This is a genomic window from Hydrogenobacter sp. T-2, from assembly GCF_033971325.1.
Taxonomy (GTDB): Bacteria; Aquificota; Aquificia; order Aquificales; family Aquificaceae; genus Pampinifervens; species Pampinifervens diazotrophicum.
In genome coordinates this window covers 555167-574129 of sequence record NZ_CP117180.1, presented here as the reverse complement: position 1 = coordinate 574129, position 18963 = coordinate 555167, and the positions used below count along the sequence as shown (strand labels likewise).

At 42.6% G+C, this 18963-nt stretch carries 23 protein-coding genes and 1 tRNA gene; 7 read left to right on the top strand and 17 right to left on the bottom strand.

Annotated elements, in window-relative coordinates; genetic code table 11:
- Positions 1-7: 7 nt before the first annotated feature.
- The 3 genes from IAE16_RS03380 to IAE16_RS03370 are packed head-to-tail and all read left to right on the top strand — an operon-like array spanning position 8 to position 1931.
- On the top strand, positions 8-1213 hold the full coding sequence (locus tag IAE16_RS03380) for a molybdopterin molybdotransferase MoeA (protein WP_323701316.1): 1206 nt from the start codon (positions 8-10) through the stop codon (positions 1211-1213).
- Positions 1213-1563, top strand: a complete 351-nt coding sequence (locus IAE16_RS03375; protein ID WP_323701626.1) for a nucleotidyltransferase family protein — start codon at positions 1213-1215, stop codon at positions 1561-1563. Before IAE16_RS03380 ends, IAE16_RS03375 begins: the two co-directional genes overlap by 1 nt.
- Positions 1509-1931 carry a nucleotidyltransferase substrate binding protein gene (locus IAE16_RS03370; protein ID WP_323701315.1) on the top strand — a complete coding sequence of 141 codons (423 nt, stop codon included), beginning with the start codon at positions 1509-1511 and terminating at the stop codon, positions 1929-1931. Before IAE16_RS03375 ends, IAE16_RS03370 begins: the two co-directional genes overlap by 55 nt.
- Here the strand turns inward: IAE16_RS03370 and sreC are convergent.
- From sreC to IAE16_RS03325, 9 genes are all read right to left on the bottom strand, one after another.
- A complete protein-coding gene (sreC, locus tag IAE16_RS03365) occupies positions 1928-2938 on the bottom strand; it encodes a sulfur reductase subunit SreC (protein ID WP_323701314.1) in 1011 nt (336 codons plus the stop codon). The two genes, IAE16_RS03370 and sreC, sit on opposite strands and share 4 nt — an antisense overlap.
- Positions 2939-2941: 3 nt before the next feature.
- Entirely contained in the window at positions 2942-3640 is a 699-nt protein-coding gene (sreB, locus tag IAE16_RS03360) for a sulfur reductase subunit SreB (RefSeq protein WP_323701313.1), read from the bottom strand.
- 2 nt (positions 3641-3642) lie between these two features.
- A complete protein-coding gene (locus IAE16_RS03355; protein ID WP_323701312.1) occupies positions 3643-4188 on the bottom strand; it encodes a Uma2 family endonuclease in 546 nt (181 codons plus the stop codon).
- Positions 4185-4736, bottom strand: a complete 552-nt coding sequence (locus IAE16_RS03350) for a Uma2 family endonuclease (protein ID WP_323701311.1) — start codon at positions 4734-4736, stop codon at positions 4185-4187. Before IAE16_RS03350 ends, IAE16_RS03355 begins: the two co-directional genes overlap by 4 nt.
- Complete coding sequence (locus IAE16_RS03345; protein WP_323701310.1) at positions 4733-5284, bottom strand: Uma2 family endonuclease; 552 nt, start codon at positions 5282-5284, stop codon at positions 4733-4735. The genes IAE16_RS03350 and IAE16_RS03345 overlap by 4 nt, the downstream gene beginning before the upstream one ends.
- Positions 5281-5826 (bottom strand): Uma2 family endonuclease, encoded by a 546-nt coding sequence (locus tag IAE16_RS03340; protein WP_323701309.1) that lies wholly within the window; start codon positions 5824-5826, stop codon positions 5281-5283. Before IAE16_RS03340 ends, IAE16_RS03345 begins: the two co-directional genes overlap by 4 nt.
- On the bottom strand, positions 5823-6374 hold the full coding sequence (locus IAE16_RS03335) for a Uma2 family endonuclease (protein WP_323701308.1): 552 nt from the start codon (positions 6372-6374) through the stop codon (positions 5823-5825). Before IAE16_RS03335 ends, IAE16_RS03340 begins: the two co-directional genes overlap by 4 nt.
- Positions 6371-9214, bottom strand: a complete 2844-nt coding sequence (gene sreA, locus IAE16_RS03330) for a sulfur reductase subunit SreA (protein ID WP_323701306.1) — start codon at positions 9212-9214, stop codon at positions 6371-6373. Before sreA ends, IAE16_RS03335 begins: the two co-directional genes overlap by 4 nt.
- A gap of 119 nt (positions 9215-9333) precedes the next feature.
- A complete protein-coding gene (locus tag IAE16_RS03325) occupies positions 9334-10302 on the bottom strand; it encodes an SDR family NAD(P)-dependent oxidoreductase (protein ID WP_323701305.1) in 969 nt (322 codons plus the stop codon).
- Between the two features lie 16 nt (positions 10303-10318).
- On the opposite strand from IAE16_RS03325, the gene IAE16_RS03320 reads away from it, so the two are divergent.
- Positions 10319-12229, top strand: coding sequence for an ATP-dependent DNA helicase (locus tag IAE16_RS03320; protein WP_323701304.1), 1911 nt, complete (start codon positions 10319-10321; stop codon positions 12227-12229).
- Positions 12230-12265: 36 nt separating this feature from the next.
- On the opposite strand, the gene IAE16_RS03315 is transcribed toward IAE16_RS03320, so the two are convergent.
- Together IAE16_RS03315 and IAE16_RS03310 are read right to left on the bottom strand one after the other, a co-directional pair.
- Positions 12266-13069 (bottom strand): DNA-methyltransferase, encoded by an 804-nt coding sequence (locus IAE16_RS03315; protein ID WP_323701303.1) that lies wholly within the window; start codon positions 13067-13069, stop codon positions 12266-12268.
- On the bottom strand, positions 13066-13905 hold the full coding sequence (locus tag IAE16_RS03310; protein WP_323701302.1) for a PDDEXK family nuclease: 840 nt from the start codon (positions 13903-13905) through the stop codon (positions 13066-13068). The genes IAE16_RS03315 and IAE16_RS03310 overlap by 4 nt, the downstream gene beginning before the upstream one ends.
- A gap of 209 nt (positions 13906-14114) precedes the next feature.
- Between IAE16_RS03310 and IAE16_RS03305 the strand changes: the two genes are divergently transcribed.
- Positions 14115-14624, top strand: a complete 510-nt coding sequence (locus IAE16_RS03305) for a DsrE family protein (protein WP_323701301.1) — start codon at positions 14115-14117, stop codon at positions 14622-14624.
- 1 nt (position 14625) lies between these two features.
- Here IAE16_RS03305 and IAE16_RS03300 read toward each other — a convergent pair whose 3' ends face one another.
- Positions 14626-14889, bottom strand: coding sequence for a NifU family protein (locus tag IAE16_RS03300; RefSeq protein ID WP_323701300.1), 264 nt, complete (start codon positions 14887-14889; stop codon positions 14626-14628).
- 37 nt (positions 14890-14926) lie between these two features.
- Here IAE16_RS03300 and rimM point away from each other — a divergent pair, with 37 nt between their 5' ends.
- Entirely contained in the window at positions 14927-15454 is a 528-nt protein-coding gene (rimM, locus tag IAE16_RS03295; RefSeq protein ID WP_323701299.1) for a ribosome maturation factor RimM, read from the top strand.
- Here rimM and lpdA read toward each other — a convergent pair.
- Positions 15451-16842: a dihydrolipoyl dehydrogenase gene (gene lpdA / locus IAE16_RS03290; RefSeq protein ID WP_323701298.1), complete on the bottom strand. Its 1392-nt coding sequence runs from the start codon at positions 16840-16842 to the stop codon at positions 15451-15453. The two genes, rimM and lpdA, sit on opposite strands and share 4 nt — an antisense overlap.
- A complete protein-coding gene (locus IAE16_RS03285) occupies positions 16835-17038 on the bottom strand; it encodes a hypothetical protein (RefSeq protein WP_323701297.1) in 204 nt (67 codons plus the stop codon). Before IAE16_RS03285 ends, lpdA begins: the two co-directional genes overlap by 8 nt.
- Before the next feature lie 90 nt (positions 17039-17128).
- Between IAE16_RS03285 and IAE16_RS03280 the strand changes: the two genes are divergently transcribed.
- Positions 17129-17683 carry a hypothetical protein gene (locus IAE16_RS03280; protein ID WP_323701296.1) on the top strand — a complete coding sequence of 185 codons (555 nt, stop codon included), beginning with the start codon at positions 17129-17131 and terminating at the stop codon, positions 17681-17683.
- On the opposite strand, the gene IAE16_RS03275 is transcribed toward IAE16_RS03280, so the two are convergent.
- The 3 genes from IAE16_RS03275 to IAE16_RS03265 form a co-directional block, all read right to left on the bottom strand.
- A complete protein-coding gene (locus IAE16_RS03275) occupies positions 17664-18299 on the bottom strand; it encodes a superoxide dismutase (protein ID WP_323701295.1) in 636 nt (211 codons plus the stop codon). The two genes, IAE16_RS03280 and IAE16_RS03275, sit on opposite strands and share 20 nt — an antisense overlap.
- Positions 18300-18366: 67 nt before the next feature.
- The gene (locus IAE16_RS03270) at positions 18367-18801 is read right to left on the bottom strand and encodes a copper chaperone PCu(A)C (RefSeq protein ID WP_323701294.1); all 435 of its coding nucleotides are present in this window, start codon (positions 18799-18801) and stop codon (positions 18367-18369) included.
- A 65-nt stretch (positions 18802-18866) separates the two neighbouring features.
- Positions 18867-18940 (bottom strand) — tRNA-Arg (locus IAE16_RS03265).
- Between the last annotated feature and the right edge of the window lie 23 nt (positions 18941-18963).

Sequence of the window (18963 nt, the reverse complement as noted above, 5' to 3'; positions counted from 1 at the left end):
TATTTCCATGCTTACACCTTATGAAGAGGCTTTGGAATCCTTGCTCGAAAGGGTTGATAGACTACCTACAGAGAAGGTTATTCTGTGGGATGCCATAGGCAGAGTTTTGGCAGAAGACATCTTTGCAGACAGAGATAGCCCAGCCTTTGACAATTCAGCCATGGACGGCTATACGGTTGTTTCTCAAGACCTTGAAGAAATTCCAGCAAAGCTAAAGGTGGTGGGGGAAGTGTCTGCAGGTAGCGAGTTTTCTGGATGCTTAGAGAGAGGGCAAGCCATAAGGATATTCACGGGTGCACCTATTCCAGTGGGTGCAAACGCAGTTGTCCCTGTGGAATACACAAAACTTGAAGGCGAGTATGTGCTCATAGAGAGGTCTTTCAAAGAAGGTGCTAACATAAGGAGAAGGGGAGAAGAAATAAAGGCGGGAGAACTTATCCTCAAGAGAGGCACGAGAATAAGGGGCTATGAGGTAGGTCTGCTTGCCTTTGCCAACAAGGTCTTTGTGGAAGTGTATCAAAAGCCAAGAGTAGCAGTGCTTTCTACTGGCGACGAAATAAAAGAGCCAGGAGAACCCATAGAAAAGCCATCACAGATAAGGAGCACAAATAATCACCTTCTGTATGCAAGGGCAAGGGAGCTTGGTTGTGAAGTGCACCAGTTGGGGATAATAAGGGATGAACCCGAGAGTATAGAGGAAGTCCTCCAAAGGGTGGAAGATTATGATGTCTTTATTACCACAGGTGGAGTCTCCGCAGGAGAGAAGGATTTTGTCCATAAGTTGGTAAAGGATATGGGCTTTGAGGTGGTCTTTCACAAGCTAAGGATAAAGCCTGCAAAACCTGTGCTTTTTGCCAAAAGAGGAAGGACGCTATTCTTTGGTCTGCCGGGCAATCCTGTATCCTGTGCTATGGCTTTTGATATGCTTGTTAAACCAGCCCTTTTGAAAATGCAGGGAGTAGAAGAACATAGACCCAAGTTTCTAAAGGCAGAGCTTCTTAGGGATTTTTCAAGAAGGGATGCGGAAAGAAGAGAGTTCGTAAGAGCGAAGTATATGGAGAAGGATGGCAGGCTATTTTGTGATTATTCTCCGAAAACACAATCTCACATGCTTACCTCATATGTGGATGCCAACTGTTATATGGTAGTATACGAAGGGGTGCATGAGCTAAAGGCAGGTCAGCAGGTGGATATTGTGCCTTTTGATTGGTAATGGAAAGTGGAGAGCTGTGGAAACTAAGGAAACAAGTGCTTGAAGTTCTTGGGTCTAAGCTAAACATAGACAAGTGTCTTCTTCTCCTGTATGGCTCAACTGCCTTAGGAGAAGACACAGAGCTTTCAGATTTGGACCTTGCTTTGGACTGCCTTGAGCCTATAGAGGATAGGCTTTTTCTACAGCTTGAGAAAGAGCTAAACCTGTATGTGGACACACCAAAGAGGATTGAGTTTGTAGAGTTAAGGAGATTGTCTGAGGAATTCTTAGATAGCATACTTACAGGAGCGGTGTTATGGCATGTGGGGAAAGATTACTTAAAAAGCTGGCTCAAACGGAAAGGGCTTTAGGCAAATTGGAGCAGGTAAAGGACCTCAAAGAAAGGCTTGAGGAAGAGATTCTTTATGAAGTTTGTGTAAAAAGGTTTGAATACACCTTTGAAACCTCGTGGAAAACGGTCAGGCTTTTTCTTTTAGAGCGAAAAGGGCTTGAATGTAATTCACCCATGGATTGTTTTAAGAGTTTTTACTCCGTTGGAATGTTAGAGAAGGGTTTTGGAGACAATATTCCCCGCGTGGTTAGACTAAAAAATGAAGTGGTTCATATATACGATTTTTCTTTGGCGGAAAAGGCTTACATAAGCATAATGGAGACCGCCCTGCATCTTTTCAGGGCGGTGGTTAGGAAAATAAGGGAGGAGTGCCAAAAGGAAGATTAGAGCCTTATGACCGTTTTCTTTCTTTCCATATAGCCCTTTCTCAGTCTATAGCCTTCTTCTGGGTATAGTCCATAGAAGAGGTTTTGCACGTGGTTGCCTTCCACAAAGAAGCACCATCTCTCTAAAAAGCTACCTAACACGAGGCTTGCAAAGGCTATCTTAAAAAAGTTGTAGTTATAGTTTCCAGTTATCCAAGCGTAGAGTATAAGGAAAAGTGGCACAATGAAGGTAAGTATGTAGGCAACGGGAAGGACAGAGCCAAGTAGGTCTTTACCCTTTTTGTAATAGAATTCCTCTGTGCAGTAATTGTTCGTGGTTGTGCCTGTGTCAAGAACTCTTATGGGTCTGTTGTGTGGTAGGTTTAGGGCTTCATTTATGGTGGGTCTTGGAATGATAAACTGCCTTATGTTAAAGGCTATCCTAAAGGCAAGCCCAAGGGAAACAAATAGAAATGTGAGGAAAAGATAAGTGGGGACAAACTCTGGTCTGTAAAAATAGGTCAAAGACAAAAAGGCAGAGGAGCCAAGCATAAGATACATGTTGAGGTAATAAAGCACTGTGAGAGAAGTATACCATTCAAGCACAAACTTGTTGCTGGCGTATATCATGGCAGTGGAAAAGGCAGAAAGCCATCCAAGAACAAAGGTAAGGATACCCAAAGAGTGCTGTATAAAGAGGTTTGCATTAAAGTAATAGGCAAGACCATACAGAAAAAGGACAAAGCCATAGGCTCCACTAAAGACCGCCTCACGGGAAAGCCAAGAGGTATGAAAACGCTTTATAGCCTTCCAGGCTCTCATTTTGTGTCCAAGGTGAAAACTTGCACCAATAGCACCAAGCCCTATGAGGACAAGAGAGATAACCAGTGAGATAATAACTGCCTGTCTTGGCATTGCGGTGTTTTTACCAAAGAGTGTGAGAAACTCCATAAAGTAGGTAAAGTTGAAAAGCCCTATAGAAACGCCTGCGGTTAAGAAAAACCATATCAAAGAGATGGGTGGATGCATGTCTTAACCTCCTACATGATGTCTTCTTAAAACCTCTAAGAAAAGAGGGTTATCGTGCTTTAGAAGGTGCTCGTCCACATGGACTTTTGTCTCCGTTCTTGGCAGGTAGTGATTACCTGGGTTTGTGCCTGCGTCAGAGAATAACACAAAGCCATTACGCTCCTTTATGACATTGTATACTTCGCTGTTTGGGTCTTCTATATCTCCAAAGAACCTTGCCTTAGCAGGGCATGTAAGGACACAGGCAGGTTTTCTGTGCTCTGGTGGAAGGGACTCGTCGTATATTCTATCTATACAAAGGGTGCATTTTTTCATCACCTTGTCCGCTTCGTCAAACTCTCTACAACCATAAGGACAAGACCAAGAGCAGAGCTTACAACCAATGCAGTCATCATAATTTACGAGCACTATGCCATCCTGCTCTCTCTTGTAGCTTGCACCTGTGGGACAAACTGGGACGCAAGGAGAATCTTGACAGTGCAGGCAAGACTTAGGAAGGTGAAAGACCTGCGTATTTGGAAACTCGCCCATTTCGTAGGTCATTATTCTGTTATACCACACGCCCTGAGGCTCTCTACCGTATGGGTCAAAGTCAGAAAGCGGTCCAAAAGCCGCCTGTGTGTTCCATTCCTTGCAATTTGTCGCACAGGCATGACAGCCAACGCAGGTGTTAAGGTCTATCACAAGTGCAAACTGTGCCATACCTATACCTCCTTAAAAACTTCTTCAAGGTCTAAATCTATATCTAAAACTTTAGAAAATACCTTACCCTTTTCCACGACCCTTGAAGTTAGCTTAAAACCTTCTTCTGAGTTTGTGTATATTTCAAGGCTTCTTTCCATAGGGTCCACTATCCAATACTCTCTCACTCCTGCCCTTTCGTAAACCTTTTTCTTGAGCCTTAGGTCATAATATGCAGTGGAAGGTGAAAGTATCTCCACCACCACATCAGGCGGTCCATACACGCCTTTGTTCGTTATCCTTGCCTTTGAGCCTTTTAAAACCACCATTATATCTGGCTGATAGACGTTCTCTTCGTCAAGATATAAGTCCACCGGAGCGTAAATGACCTCACCTTTGCCTGCATCTTCGATGAGCCTATATAATCTCACAAAGACCCTCTTTGAGCTTCTAAAATGCTCAAACCCCGGTGCTGGGCTCATAATAAGCTCTCCTTCAATAAGCTGGTATGGACTGCCTTCTGGCAATGCCTCATAATCTGTTATAGTTTTCTTCTCAAGGGTCTTCATGGCTCTATACCCTCAAAAACCTCATCAAGGTCAAGCTCCAAAGAAAGCACCTCAGACCTCACCAAGCCCTTACCCTTTGCCTTGCTTACGAGTTTAAAGCCTTCTTCTGTATTGAGATATACCTCAAAGGTTCTCCTAAGAGGGTCCACTATCCAATACTCTCTCACTCCAGACCTCTCATAAACATCCTTTTTCTGCGTCAAGTCATAGTAAGCGGTAGAAGGTGAAAGTATCTCTACCACCACATCAGGCGGTCCATAAACGCCTTTGCTTGTTATCCTTGTCTTTGAACCCTTAAGAATTACCACTATGTCAGGTTGGTAGGCGTTTTCCTCGTCAATATACACGTCAAGGGGTGCGTATAGCACTCTTCCAATACCCTTTTGCTTGAGGAAACTATAAAGCTTGTGGCTTATGTTTATAGAAGTCTGCTGGTGCTCAAACCCTGGTGCTGGGCTCATAACAAGCTCTCCTTCAATAAGCTGGTATGGGCTACCTTCTGGCAATGCCTCATAGTCTGTTATAGTTTTCTTCTCAAGGGTCTTCATGGCTCTATACCCTCAAAAACCTCATCAAGGTCAAGCTCCAAAGAAAGCACCTCAGACCTCACCAAGCCCTTACCCTTTGCCTTGCTTATGAGTTTAAAACCCTCCTCTGTATTGAGATATACCTCAAAGGTTCTCCTAAGAGGGTCTACAAGCCAGTATTCTCTCACTCCAGACCTCTCATAAACATCCTTCTTCTGCGTCAAGTCATAGTAAGCGGTAGAGGGTGAAAGTATCTCCACCACCACATCAGGTGGTCCATAAACGCCTTTTCTGGTTATCTTTGCCTTTGAGCCTTTTAAAACCACCATTATATCTGGCTGGTAGACGTTCTCTTCGTCAAGATATAAGTCCACTGGAGCATAGATGACCTCACCTTTGCCTGCTTCGAGTATAAGCCTGAATAATCTCAAAAGAATGTTTCTCTGACTTCTAAAGTGCTCAAACCCCGGTGCTGGGCTCATAACAAGCTCTCCTTCAACAAGCTGGTATGGACTACCTTCTGGCAATGCCTCATAGTCTGCTACAGTCTTCTTCTCAAGGGTCTTCATGGCTCTATACCCTCAAAAACCTCTTCAAGCTCAAGCTCCAAAGAAAGCACCTCAGACCTCACCACACCCTTACCCTTTGCCTTGCTTACGAGTTTAAAGCCTTCTTCTGTATTAAGATATACCTCAAAGGTTCTCCTAAGAGGGTCCACTATCCAATACTCTCTCACTCCAGACCTTTCATAAACATCCTTCTTTTGCGTCAAGTCATAGTATGCAGTGGAAGGTGAAAGTATCTCCACTACCACATCAGGTGGTCCATAAACGCCTTTTCTGGTTATCCTTGCCTTTGAACCCTTGAGAATTACCACTATGTCAGGTTGATAGGCATTTTCCAAGTCCAAGTATACATCAAGGGGTGAATACAAGACAACGCCCTTACCTCTTACAGCCATTCTAAGCAAGAGGTAGATATTTCCAGAGACTACTTGGTGGTCAGGTGCTGGTGCTGGGCTCATAACAAGCTCTCCTTCAATGAGTTGGTATGGGCTACCTTCTGGCAATGCCTCGTAATCTGCTACAGTCTTCTTCTCAAGGGTCTTCATGGCTCTATACCCTCAAAAACCTCTTCAAGCTCAAGCTCCAAAGAAAGCACCTCAGACCTCACCATACCCTTACCCTTTGCCTTGCTTATGAGTTTAAAGCCTTCTTCTGTATTGAGATATACCTCAAAGGTTCTCCTAAGAGGGTCCACAAGCCAGTATTCTCTTACTCCAGACCTCTCATAAACATCCTTCTTTTGAGTCAAGTCATAGTATGCAGTGGAAGGTGAAAGTATCTCCACCACCACATCAGGCGGTCCATACACGCCTTTGCTTGTTATCTTTGCCTTTGAGCCTTTTAAAACCACCATTATATCTGGCTGGTAGGCGTTCTCTTCGTCAAGATATAAGTCCACTGGAGCGTAGATGACCCTTCCTTTGCCGGTGCGATAAACAGCATCTGCAAGCCTTATGACAAGGTTAAAAGAGCTTCCAAAATGCTCAAACCCCGGTGCTGGGCTCATAATAAGCTCTCCTTCAATAAGCTGGTATGGACTACCCTCTGGCAATGCCTCGTAGTCCACTACAGTCTTCTTCTCAAGGGTCTTCATGGTTTATACCTCAGCACAGGAGTCCACCTTTCCTTAATATAGTCAAGTGGCTCTACTTCAAACTGTGGATAGGTTTCTGGAGTTTGGTCTTCCGCTTTGTAGACCTTTACCTTTGTATCAAACCAAGCAAGGTGTCCTGTTATTGGGTCTCCATAGTAGACTTCCCTTCCTCCTATGCGTATGCTATGGGGTATAACATGGTTGAGGAGAAAGCCTTCACGCCCTTCTTCCGCTTCTGGCTTTAGACCCCATGTTCCTTTCATTTTGCCTATGGCGTTCCAGGTCCAGACGGAGTTGGGTTCTGTGGTCTCTGTTAGGAATACTTGGCATTTTACCCTTCCTATTCTGGACTCAACCCATACCCAGTCAAGGTGCTTTATACCAAGTTTCTCTGCGGTCTTGGGGTTCATATACAGGTAGTTCCTTGAAGATATCTGCCTTAGCCATGCATTTTGAGAGTCCCAAGAGTGATACATCCACTGGGGTCTCTGTGTAAAGGCATAAAGAGGATAGTCTTTATTGGAGACCTCTTCCTCAAAGGGTGGATACCAGAAGGGTAGAGGGTCAAAGTATTTAACAAGTCTTTCTCTGAGTATGGGGTCGTTGGATGGCTGGTTTTTGCCTTCCCACAATCCTTGACCCGCAAGCCTAAAGGTTTGTAACGTTTCAAGGTAAAAGTTAAAGACTATAGGAGCTACCTTCTTTATAAAGCCTACGCTTACAGCCCACTCTTGGTAGTCCTTGTTTGCATGCCTGTAAAACCTCATATTCTCTGGCAGTTTGTAGTAGAAAAAGCCTTTATTCTTTATATACATTTCAAGCTGGTTAGGGTTTGGTTCTCCCACAAAGTGCTTGTCTCCGTTTTTGCCTCTCCATCCTGCAAGAGCACCCACACCAGGTCTTATCTGCCAGTTTATAAGAAAGTCCTTGAAGTCCTTGTATTTTCTTGAGCCATCTGGGTTTAAAAAGCCTGGTAGCTTTAACCTTGAGCCAAGCTCCACCATCACATCACCCCAACCTCTCACATCGTAGCCTTTTGCCAGAGGGTCTACTATGGGATGTCTTAGGGCATCTACAGGACCATCTACCGCAGAGGGTGGTCTATCAAGCAAAGACAGAGCAAACCATTGCTCAAGGTAAGTGGCATCCGGAAAGACCAAGTCCGAGTATGCAACCTGCTCGCTATAGAAGGCATCTATGGTTATAACCTTAGGGATTATGTAATTACCCGCAGGGTCTGTGGCAGTTAGGGCTTGGATTATGTAGGGTATATTCTGAGAGGAGTTCCATGCCATGTTTGCCATGTAAATTATAAGCACCTCAATGTGATAAGGATTACCCTCGTATGCTGCGGGTATGACATTGTGTATAAGACCGTGAGCGGTTAGAGGAAACCACCAACTATAGGCATGGTCTATCCTTACAGGGTTGCCCTTTTTGTCCACAAGAAGGTCATCGGGGTTTTGAGGATAACCAAGATGTGGTCCGGGATACACCTCTCCATACTTTATCTCATCAGGTCTGGTAATCTTGTAAGGCTTTGGAAGGTCTTCTATGTGTTTGGGATAAGGTGGCTTATTAAGAAAACCTCCAGGCACATCCACCACACCCAGCATCATCATAAGCAAGAAAACAGCCCTTGCACTCTGAAAGCCATTGCTATGAGATGCCACACCCCTCATCATATGGAAGGAAACAGGTCTACCTATAACCTTCTTGTGCCTTCTTCCCCATACATCCGTCCACTCTATGGGTAGTTCTATTGGATGATACAGGGCTATAGTTCCCATTTCCTTGGCTATTCTTTCTATATCCCTTGCAGGTATGCCCGTTATCTTTTCCACCTTCTCTGGGCTATAGTCCTTTACGAGCCTTTCTGCGAATATGTCAAAGGCAGGTCTCACCTTGTAGCCTTCTGGCGTGGTGAACTCTCCTATAAAGGCAGGGTCAAGGTTGTCTGGCACTATCCTGTCCGCAGGCTTAAAGGACTGAGACCTTTTATCATAGACCATAGGCTTACCTTCTGCGTTTCTGTAGAAGAGACCGTCCTTTGAGGTGCCCGGTGCTTGAATTACAAGCCAGCTTGCATTGGTGTATTCTTTTAGAAACTCCCAGTTAACAAGGTTGTATTTAAAAAGAACGTGCATTATACCCATAAAGAAAGCACCGTCCGTGCCGGGCTTTATAGGCACCCACTCGTCCGCTACCGCACCATAGCCCCATCTCACTGGGTTTACCACCACAAACTTTCCACCTTTGCGCTTCATTTCTTGAATACCCAGCTTGAAGGGATTAGAAGAGTGGTCTTCCGCCACGCCTATGAGCATAAAGTATTTTGTGTTTTCAAAGTCCGCCTCTCCAAACTCCCAGAAAGAGCCACCAATGGAATACAGACCAGAGGCAGCGATATTTACAGAACAAAAACCTCCGTGCGCCGCCCAGTTGACCGTCCCGAGCTGGCTGGAAAACCAGCTGTTTATCTGTTGCATCTGGTCTCTTCCTGTAAAGAAGGCAATCTTATAGGGTCCCTTCCTTCTTGCCTCTTCCAGCCACTGGGTAGCTATCTCAAGTGCTTCTTCCCACTCTATTTCCTTGAACTGGCCAGAGCCTCTTGGACCCACTCTCAGAAGAGGTTTCCTGAGCCTTGCGGGGCTATATTCTTTCATTATTCCAGATGAACCCTTGGCACATAGAACACCCTTATTAGTTGGATGGGTGTCATTACCCTTTATGTATGTCACCTTGTTGTTTCTCACATAGACCTCTATACCGCATCTGCAGGCACACATATAGCAAGTGCTGTAGGCTTTCCTGTCGTAAAAGCTACCGCCTATCTCCATGATAGACCTCCTTTAGTAAAAAGATATACGCACGACAGCTTTAATACCTTTCAGAGTTTTTATATCATTATAAGCCTCACTTATTAACTCTATAAAGCTGGCTTATAGTGAATAGCCTTTTATATCTTCACTTCCCTTACCCACTCCCAGTTTTCCAAAGTCCACTCCACGGTTCTTCTTATTCCCTCCTCAAGGTCTACCTGTGGCTTCCAGCCAAGAAGGCTTTGAGCCTTTTGTATGTCCGCCCATGTGGCTTTCATGTCCGCCTTGTGAAAGTCCTTTAACTCAAGCACAGCCTTTTTTCCTGTGTATTTTTCAATTAGAGATATAACCTCCGAAAGTGTGTGTGGTTTGTTATTCCCAAGGTTTATAACCTCATACCCGAGAGGCTTTGTAGCCAAAATAGTCCCTTCCGCTATATCGTCTATGTAGGTAAAGTCCCTGCTTTGAGAACCATCACCAAAGACTTCAAGAGGCTTGCCCTCAAGCACCCATTTTATGAACCTAAATATGCTCATATCTGGTCTGCCTGCAGGACCGTAAACGGTAAAGTAGCGAACAATTGACATATCTATGCCATAAAGGTAGTGGTAAGTGTAGCAGAGCACTTCTGCGGACTTCTTTGAAGCAGCGTAGGGAGATATGGGTGTGTTAACAGGCAGGTCTTCTCTAAAGGGCATCTCCTGTCCCGCATAGAGAGAAGATGTAGAAGCCAATACGAACTTCTTAATACCAAAGTCTTTGCATAGCTCAAGCAGGTTCAAAGTGCCTATGGTGTTCGTGGTAAAGTAAACATAAGGGTTTTCTATGGAATAACGCACTCCAGCTCTCGCCGCCTCGTTTATTACACAGTCAAAGGAGTGTTTTTTGAAAACCTCTTTTAGGGACTCCTTGTCTTCTATATCTACGGGGTAGAAGGTGAAATTCTCATACCCTTTGAGAAGTGATAGCCTATACTCCTTTAGCCTTGTGTCATAGTAGTCGTTCATGTTGTCCAGACCTACCACGCTGTAGCCTTTTTGCAATAGCTTTTCCGAAGTTTTCCAACCTATAAAGCCCGCACATCCCGTTATTAAAAAGTTCTTCATAGCTTAGAATTTTAGCATGGCTCTTGAAGTGTATGAACTTCTTCTTAAGAAGGGTCTTGAGAGAAGAAGGGCTCAAGAGAAGTTTTTCAGCATAGTCTTGTCCGCTATAGAAGAAGGGAATAACTGCATAAAGATAATACAGGCGCCTACAGGGACTGGAAAGACCTACGGCTACCTTATACCTCTTATGGAAAGGGAGCAGAAGGCAATAATCTCCACTGGGACAAAGCTACTTCAGGAACAACTAAGGAGAGATATTGAAAATCTTAGGTCTTATTACTCGTATATATATGGAGAGGATATTAGCTACGTTATTTTGAAGGGCAAAAGCAACTATCTGTGCTTGGATAGGTTCTATGACCTATCATTGGAAAGAAGACCTGTGGAGATTGAATCTCTGTTGGAGAGTGGTTGGGATGGTGATTTTGAGTTTGTAAACCTTGAGCCAGAACTTAGAGAAATGCTCTGCGTGGATGATGACTATTGCACCTTTCATTACAGACAAACCTGCAAGTATAGGCATGATTGCTTCTACTGGGGAAGGCTAAAAAGGCTTGAAAGGCAGGCGGACATAATTGTGGTAAACCACGCCCTTTTGACCCTAAAGGATTTTGAAAACCCAGAGGAAAGGGTGCTTGTCCTTGATGAAGCCCATGAGCTTGACAAGTATATAACCAGCAGTCTTACATGGGGAATATCTCTCTACACTTTAAGAGTTGATATAATGGGGAAGATCCTTGACTTTCTCAAAGAGGCAAAGGTTGAATTAGAGGACTTCTTCATAAAACACTTTGAAGGACTTTTCAAAGAGCAAAAGGAAGAGCTTGCCCTTGAAAGTCTAAAACCCTATGCGGAAGATTTTGAAACCCATATCCTTAGACCACTTCTCTATTTTCACAAAACCATAAGAGAAAACCTCATATCACAGCTGACAAACTTTGTCACAGAGAAAATGTTTGTAAGCATAACCTTAAAGGAGTATATGCTTAAAAGCGGTATTCTTGATTGGGAAAGGTATTTGGAATTAAAGGCTAACTACGACGCACCCAGCGAGGAAGAGGAAAAATGGATAAAGAAAATAAGAAACTACGAGCTTTTAACAAGGAGGCTAAACAAGATTAGAGATTTCTACAAAATCATGAAGGAAGACCCACCTGGAATAGGATATCTCGTAGGTAGACGCTTTAGCAGAAGGCTTCAGACCTTTAACTACTGGCTTGAAGCTTTTCCCGTTTTTCCTGCAGGTCATGTGGATTGGACAGGCTACAAGGCTATCATAGTTACCTCAGCAACCGTTGACCCAGAAGACCTAAATCAAACCTTGGGTATAAAGGGTGAATACTACGACCTTGAGCATTCCTTTCCTTACGAGAAGGTTAATTTTCTCGTATACTTGGTAGACCCAAGAAGAAGGGAAGAGTGGGAGCAGTGCTTAAAGGATGCCTATAAGTATCTTAGAAGCCTATACGATAAACTTCTGGTGCTTTTAACTAACAAAGAGCATATAAAACTTTTTGAAAAGGAAAAAGATATAGCCTTTCAGGGAGATGAGCCTTTGTCTGGGCTTCTTGAAAAGCTAAGGTCTGGAAGGATAAAGGCTCTTGTGGGGCTCGATAGCCTTTGGTTTGGTGTTGATGTGAAGGGTGAAAAGGGCATACTTATGGCAAAGCTACCCTTTGAAAGTCCAGAGGAACCTATAACTTTTCATAGAATAAGGTTTCTAAAGTCTGTGGGACTTGACCCTTTTGAGTATCAAAAAAGAAAGGCTCTCATAAAGTTTAGACAGGGCATAGGTAGGTTAATGAGAAGTAAGGAGGACAGCGGAACTATAGTTTTGTGCGATAAGAGAATATACAAGTTTAGAGAATTTTTGGAGTCTGTGGAGGAACTTGGTATAAGGGTTAAGAATGTAAAGGAGCATCTCTAAAGTTTTATATTCTTGTTGTGGAAGGGGCTAATATTGTCAAGTATTACTGAATTCATACAAACTATCAAATAACCCCTTTATGTCTTTTTTTATAAATTTTTTGGCATCTTCCATATTTAACCGTTCAATTATGGTGCTATAATATTGCTCAGATAACTCAATAGTTATGAAATGTCTACCTAACCTTTTAGCAACTACTGCGGTAGTTCCTGTGCCTCCAAAGGGATCAAGCACTATGTCTCCTGGATTTGAACTGGCTAATATAATCCTTTCCAGCAAAGCTGTAGGCATCTGGCACGGATGATTACCAACTCTCTCTTTAAAAGTCCCACATACTCTTGGAAATGTCCAAACATCGTCAGGAATTCTACCCTTTGGATTTGCTCTCCTATCCTTGTATACAGTCTGCCTTGCGGATGGCACTCTTATTGCATCAGCGTTAAAAGTAAAGTGGGACTTATGTTTAGTATAGTATAGTATATGCGTATGAGAGCGAGTAAATTTTTTCTTTTGGTGTTGACCGAAGGTATAATACCATATTATCCAATTTCTCATATAAAGCCCAAGCCTTTTCAGTATAATAGCCAATTCTGCGGCAAATTCATCTCCTATAGCCACGTATATAGAGCCGTTTTTCTTTAAAAGTCTGTAGGCTTCTTTTAACCAACTTTCAGACCATTGAAGGTATTCTTCATATTTAAGGTTATCTTTCCATTTATCGTATCTTACACCTATATTGAAGGGTGGATCTGCAAATATAAGGTCTACGCATTCGTCAGGAAGCTGTTTCATTATTTCTATGCAGTCTCCATGATAAACCTTATCTAATTCTATCTTCATGTTAATGCTCCTACACGGGAAATTTCGCACGGTTTTATCTTAAACTGTAGTTTTGTCGGATCAGGTGTGCCTCCTTTTCTTTGCATAACTACCTTGCCTATATATAGACTTCCTTTTGGCGAGATTTCTACTTCACCACTACCAAATATATTTATCGCTAAATTTATGTTTGTTATTGCAAAACTTGTTTCATTTTTGAGTTTGTCATACTTAGCAACCATGAACCATCCTGCAGATAGTGAGCCTCTCCCTTTTATAACATCACATACGACAAGAACCTTATTATCTCTAAAAAATTTAACTATTTTACTTCTGATTTCCTCTGGCATTTCGTCAAGAAATAGCCTTCTCTTGTCTCTTTTGTTTAGACTCTTAGGTGGTTCCAATTCTCCTGTAAAATACTTTAACCACGTAGCTATCTGTTCATCAAAGTTCCACATATTTCTATATTCATCAACTTTTCTTTTATCTACTTGATTATAATCAGCGTCGCTGTTGGCTTTCTTAACAGAAATGTTTTCAATAAAGTAGACATTTTTATATAACATTTCTATTCTAACTTGAACATCACTTTTCTTATATTTAAGCCCTTCAAGGATTTTATCTTTATCAAGTCCGAATTTAACTACATCTTTTAATGATATTCTAACAGGAACCACCTCTGCATTCAGTTCTTTGATAAATCTTGGGTCATATCCCATATACCTTAGCCATAATTGTGCATCAGTATCCCATTTGTAATTATTGAATTTCTCAGCTATAGTTCTTTCGTTAGCAAAGCCTCCCTTTGCAGTGGATGAACCTATAATAGCTTTGCTCAAACTGGTGTCTCGCATTTTGCCTTGCTAAATATAATAACTCAATAGACAGGTTAGGCTCAAAACTCAAAAACACGCTTCCTCCTTAACCAAGAAGGTTTGAAAACAGGGGTAATCATAAGAGTTAAACAATATATTAACATAAATATGTCTTATACATCTAAGACCAGAGTTTTATAGCCTTTTCTGTTATATGGACTATTTTCCTTGCATAAGGAGGTGGTTATATGGACAGAAGAGGTTTTTTTAAGTGGATTTCTTTGTTTGCTTCTGTGCCTTTGATAAACAAATTTGCACAAGCATCGCCACAAAAACTTGATATGTCACAGGTCAAAAAAGATGCAGAGATAGGTGTTGTTTATCACTGTGATTTTCCTCAGGAGGATAGGTTTAGAACCATGCTTAGAAATATAGGGAATCATCTTTCTGTTTACGACTTCAATCCTATGAAAATAAAGATTGTGGTGGTAGCTCACGGTTCTGGAGCAAAGTTTTTCATGAAAGACCTATCAGGCACGCCTTGGGAAAAGGAAAACATAAGAGTCCAAGAACTATACGAGGAAGAGAAGTCTCTCTCCACATACGGTGTTGACTATCTTATATGTAATATAACTCTCCAAAGGTTGAGGCTTGATGCTAATAAACTGCACGAATTTACAAAGATAGTTCCCTCTGGTGTTGGGATAATAGGACATCTTCAGGCTGTTGAGCGGTTTGCCTACATAAAGGTTCAGTAGTTCAAAATCCAAAGGTCATAGGAATATCCATGTTTACATCCTTGACCTCTTTTATTTCTGGGAACTTGTTCTTGAGGGCTCTCTCTATGCCTGCCTTTAGGGTAAGCACAGACATGCCACAGCCTGAGCAAGCTCCCACCATTCTAACAAGCACAGTGCCATCATCTTTTATGTCTACAAGCTCAACATCTCCACCATCAAATCTAAGGGCTGGTCTTATTTCATCAAGGACTGCTTCTACCTCTTCCCAAGTGGGCATTGCCATTTTTATCCTCCTTTGAAAAGTTTTAAACTAAAAAGTTATGCACAGGGAAGAGTTCGTAAATGAGGAAAATCATTATGTGGTAATAGGTAAGGTGCTTGACACATACGGGCTTAGAGGCGAGCTAAAGGTGCAGACATATTTAGACAAGAAGCATTGGTCAAAGATAAAAAGGCTCTTTCTAAAGCGTAAAGGTGGGGATTACGTGCCTTTTGTTGTGGAATACTCAAAACCACATGGAAAGGACTATTTAATCTTAAAGTTTGAGGGTTTTAGAAGGCTTGAGGAAGTAGAGTCCTTTAGCGGAGCAAAGATTTTTCTACCTAAGGGAGAGCTTCCCAAGAGAAGAAGGGGAGAATACTATTACTTTGAGCTTGAAGGCTTAGAGGTTTTTACAGAAAGTGGAAGGTATATGGGAAAAGTTTCAGGAGTTGTAGAACAAAAGCCCTATGACCTTTTGGAGATAGACGAAGGGAGGCTCTACATACCCTTTGTGTCTGCATTGGTTAAGGAGGTAAAGTTAGAGGAAGGAAGGTTAATAGTAAGCGATATCTTGGCAGAACTCTAATGCCTCTTTGCCCAGGTTATGGGTCCAAAGTGCACTTCCATGCCTGCTTGAACTATAGACTCCGAGAGAGAGGGATGAGAATACATGGCTTTTGAAAGGAAGTCCACTCCAAGGTCTGCCTTCATAAGGTGTAATACTTGGTGGAGAAGCTCTCCCGCATGTGGACCAAGTATATGACAACCCAATATCTTTCCATCCTCACTTGCCACAAGCCTTACAAAACCTTCATTTTCTCCGTCATCCATAGCCTTTGGATTAGGAACAAAGGATACCACGCCTACCTTTACCTCATAGCCTTCTTCCTCCGCTTGGTCTTCTGTAAGACCCACACTGGCGATTTCATAGGCGGAGTAAATTATCTTAGGAACAAGTCTTTCATTCCTAACCGTGTCTTTATCTCCGAGTATATGGCTTATGGCAACTTTCGCCTCATACATGGACTTGTGAGCGAGCATCAGAGGAGAGGTTATATCTCCACAGGCGTATATGTTAGGTATGTTTGTTTGACAAAACTGGTTTACCTTCACAAAGCCTTTTGAATCCTTTTCAATACCTAATTGTTCAAGACCTATGCCTTCTGTGTTGGGTTTTCTTCCTACGCCAAGCAAGATAAGGTCTGCTTGAACTTCAGAGTCATCGGAAAGAAAAGCCTTCACCTGCGAGCCTGCTACTTCCCAGCCTTTGAGCGTGGTTTTGAGCCTTATATCTACACCTATCTTCTTCAGCTTTCTGGCAAGATAGCGGGAGGACTCCTCTGGTATGTCCGCAGAGGGCAAAAGTCTGTCTTTTAGCTCCACCAAGACCACCTCAGAGCCATACATCCTAAATATGTAGGCGAACTCCACGCCAACCGCACCACCGCCTAATATAAGAATTCTTTTTGGAAAATCCTCCAAAGACCATATTTGGTCTGTGTCAAAGATATACCTTCCGTCAGGCACAAGGTCGCCAACAGATGCAGTAGATGACCCAGTAGCCAAAAGGATATACTTTGCCTTTAGCTCAATTCCTTCGGGTCCAACCACTACAGTGTTAGCATCCTTGAGAACACCTTTGCCATAGAATATGGGAATCTTCAGATGCTCCGCAAACTTTTTAAAGTTTTCCCTTATGGTAAGCACAACCTTCTCCCTTCCCTTTTTGAGCCTTTGCATGTTTAGGTCATAGCCCTTGAGAAATATTCCATACTCTGGGAGTTTTTGAAATTTATCCAACATATAAGCACCGTGCCTCATATACTTGGAAGGTATACACCCTCTATTTAAACAGTTCCCTCCCACCGTTTCTGGACTTAGCTCCACAAGGGCAACCTTCATACCTCTTCTGTGTGCGTATAGTGCACCCTCGTAGCCACCACTACCCGCACCCACAATGACAAGGTCATACATCTTTTTTCTTCCTCCTTTCCTTGTAAACCGCCTGCCTGCATTGCTTTATTATAGCCTTGTATTTGTAGTATACAGATGGGACTTTTATGGGAAGTCCGTAATACCTCTCAAGTAGGAGCATTATATCCTCTGTGGTAGTGTATCTGTGGTTTCTTATTATGCTTTTTATGTATTTTACTATGCGCGTTTCCTTCATGGGCTTGAGATATTTTAACAGGCATAGCCTTTAGACTGGATGAGCTTTGTCATTGTATGTAGGAGGGTTCAGAAATAAAGTCTCAAAGACATGACTCAAGAGCAGTGGGATTTTGTTAACCTGCTTGTAATAGTGGCGAGGTTTGTTCAGGTTTTTGGCTTTTTCTTTGCCATACTTATGCTTATAAAAGAGTTCCCTATTGGATACACCTTTCTCGTTTTTGCCATAAACCTTGTAGGTTTTTTTGCCATATTGACAGGCGTGCTAACAAGGCTCTTTTCATTGCCAGAGGTGCTTATTGCGGACGCTGTAATTATCGTCCTAAGCATTGTCATATTTTTGAAAGCCTACAAGGTAAAAAAACTAAAAGAGAAGTTTCCTCCACCTCCTAAGCCCTTCACTCGTTGTCCAGTGTGCGGTAGCTTTATAGACCCAAAGGGAAACTATTGCGTGCTTATGGATAGCAAAAGCCTTCTCTACTTTGACACAAGAGAGCATATGGAAGCCTTTATAAAAAAACCACAGCTTTATAGAATATCAAGGGAAATAAACTATGATGGTGTAAGAAGGGTTTGTATAAACAAAGAGGAAGGATGGATAGAATGGGGGCAAAGCCCCCAGAGAGTTATTTCACAAAATCCTTGAGGGTTTCATAAGCCTTCATAGCCTTATCAAACCTTTCGTTTATAACTTCCCAGTTTAGGTTCTGGAGGAAGGCGTCAATGTATGGAGGTCTCTTGTTCTTTTGGTCAACATAGTAGGCGTGTTCGTAGGTATCAAGGATTATGAGAGGAATAAGCCCTGTGTAGTTGTAAACATTGTGAGCGTCAAGACCGTTTACCACAAGCCTGCCAGAGAATATATCAAGTCCAAGAATAGCCCAACCTCTAAAGGCTATACCTGCTGCCTTTATCTCCTGAATACAGGCATCCCAAGAGCCAAAGTCTTCTTCTACTTTCTTTTTGAGGGCTTCTGAAGGCTGCCCCTTTGCACCAAGATGACCAAAATAAAGCTCATGAAGAACAACACCCATGTAATTGAAAGTCTCCTCCACCTTTAGCTCTCTGAACTCAGAGTAGTTTTGGTTTGCTTTGCTTCTGTCAGAGAAGTTAAGGTCTGCGAGCTTTTCCTGAATCTCGTTGTATTTAGTCACATAGCCCTTATAGTGGGCTTCAAAGTGGGGTTCAATCTGCTCGTTAGAAATGCCATTGAGGTTTGCAGGCTTAAGATGGTTCTTTGGCTCTAACTTATGCACTGGCATAGTTCACCTCCTTAGTGAGTTTTAACCTATTATAATGCCCTCATAAACTCCTTTTCTATGAGAAAGCTCAATGTCCATGCCTGTGCATATGCCCACCCATGCCTTTTCTTACAGGTGCCTGGACTTTAACCTCTCCAGACTTTTCAAACTTGAGAGTGAGCTCAACCGTATCGCCTTCTTTGAGAGGCTTTTTGAGGTTTATAAGCATAACATGAAGACCACCGGGCTTTAACTCTACCTTTCCACCTGCAGGAATCTCTATGGCTTTAACTCTCCTCATTCTACCTTCCACGGTTTCGTGGAGTTCGGTTATCTCAGAAACGTTGTTGGACGCATCTACGAGCTTGTCCGCTTCTCTCCCTTTGTTCTCGATAACCATATAGGCAGCGGACATCTTAGAGGTGGGAGGAACTTCCCTAACCCATGCGTCTTTCACTTCAATCTTTGGCTGAGCAAGGCTAAGTCCTGCCAAGAAAAGGCTTCCAAGAAGAACTTTTTTCATGGCTTTACCTCCTAAGTGAATTTAAAGATAATTTTAAGGAGGTTTTCATGAAAAGTCAATGAAAGCCAGCCCGGCGGGAGTCGAACCCGCAACCTTGGGATCCGTAGTCCCACGCTCTATCCAGTTGAGCTACGGGCCGTTTGGTATATATTATATGCCATA

Excerpts from the sequence above, each read along its gene's own strand:
- IAE16_RS03380 (WP_323701316.1), top strand. The coding sequence starts at position 8 with ATGCTTACACCTTATGAAGAGGCTTTGGAATCCTTGCTCGAAAGGGTT.
- IAE16_RS03375 (WP_323701626.1), top strand. The coding sequence starts at position 1,213 with ATGGAAAGTGGAGAGCTGTGGAAACTAAGGAAACAAGTGCTTGAAGTT.
- IAE16_RS03370 (WP_323701315.1), top strand. The coding sequence starts at position 1,509 with ATGGCATGTGGGGAAAGATTACTTAAAAAGCTGGCTCAAACGGAAAGG.
- sreC (WP_323701314.1), bottom strand. The coding sequence starts at position 2,938 with ATGCATCCACCCATCTCTTTGATATGGTTTTTCTTAACCGCAGGCGTT.
- sreB (WP_323701313.1), bottom strand. The coding sequence starts at position 3,640 with ATGGCACAGTTTGCACTTGTGATAGACCTTAACACCTGCGTTGGCTGT.
- IAE16_RS03355 (WP_323701312.1), bottom strand. The coding sequence starts at position 4,188 with ATGAAGACCCTTGAGAAGAAAACTATAACAGATTATGAGGCATTGCCA.
- IAE16_RS03350 (WP_323701311.1), bottom strand. The coding sequence starts at position 4,736 with ATGAAGACCCTTGAGAAGAAAACTATAACAGACTATGAGGCATTGCCA.
- IAE16_RS03345 (WP_323701310.1), bottom strand. The coding sequence starts at position 5,284 with ATGAAGACCCTTGAGAAGAAGACTGTAGCAGACTATGAGGCATTGCCA.
- IAE16_RS03340 (WP_323701309.1), bottom strand. The coding sequence starts at position 5,826 with ATGAAGACCCTTGAGAAGAAGACTGTAGCAGATTACGAGGCATTGCCA.
- IAE16_RS03335 (WP_323701308.1), bottom strand. The coding sequence starts at position 6,374 with ATGAAGACCCTTGAGAAGAAGACTGTAGTGGACTACGAGGCATTGCCA.
- sreA (WP_323701306.1), bottom strand. The coding sequence starts at position 9,214 with ATGGAGATAGGCGGTAGCTTTTACGACAGGAAAGCCTACAGCACTTGC.
- IAE16_RS03325 (WP_323701305.1), bottom strand. The coding sequence starts at position 10,302 with ATGAAGAACTTTTTAATAACGGGATGTGCGGGCTTTATAGGTTGGAAA.
- IAE16_RS03320 (WP_323701304.1), top strand. The coding sequence starts at position 10,319 with ATGGCTCTTGAAGTGTATGAACTTCTTCTTAAGAAGGGTCTTGAGAGA.
- IAE16_RS03315 (WP_323701303.1), bottom strand. The coding sequence starts at position 13,069 with ATGAAGATAGAATTAGATAAGGTTTATCATGGAGACTGCATAGAAATA.
- IAE16_RS03310 (WP_323701302.1), bottom strand. The coding sequence starts at position 13,905 with ATGCGAGACACCAGTTTGAGCAAAGCTATTATAGGTTCATCCACTGCA.
- IAE16_RS03305 (WP_323701301.1), top strand. The coding sequence starts at position 14,115 with ATGGACAGAAGAGGTTTTTTTAAGTGGATTTCTTTGTTTGCTTCTGTG.
- IAE16_RS03300 (WP_323701300.1), bottom strand. The coding sequence starts at position 14,889 with ATGGCAATGCCCACTTGGGAAGAGGTAGAAGCAGTCCTTGATGAAATA.
- rimM (WP_323701299.1), top strand. The coding sequence starts at position 14,927 with ATGCACAGGGAAGAGTTCGTAAATGAGGAAAATCATTATGTGGTAATA.
- lpdA (WP_323701298.1), bottom strand. The coding sequence starts at position 16,842 with ATGTATGACCTTGTCATTGTGGGTGCGGGTAGTGGTGGCTACGAGGGT.
- IAE16_RS03285 (WP_323701297.1), bottom strand. The coding sequence starts at position 17,038 with ATGAAGGAAACGCGCATAGTAAAATACATAAAAAGCATAATAAGAAAC.
- IAE16_RS03280 (WP_323701296.1), top strand. The coding sequence starts at position 17,129 with ATGACTCAAGAGCAGTGGGATTTTGTTAACCTGCTTGTAATAGTGGCG.
- IAE16_RS03275 (WP_323701295.1), bottom strand. The coding sequence starts at position 18,299 with ATGCCAGTGCATAAGTTAGAGCCAAAGAACCATCTTAAGCCTGCAAAC.
- IAE16_RS03270 (WP_323701294.1), bottom strand. The coding sequence starts at position 18,801 with ATGAAAAAAGTTCTTCTTGGAAGCCTTTTCTTGGCAGGACTTAGCCTT.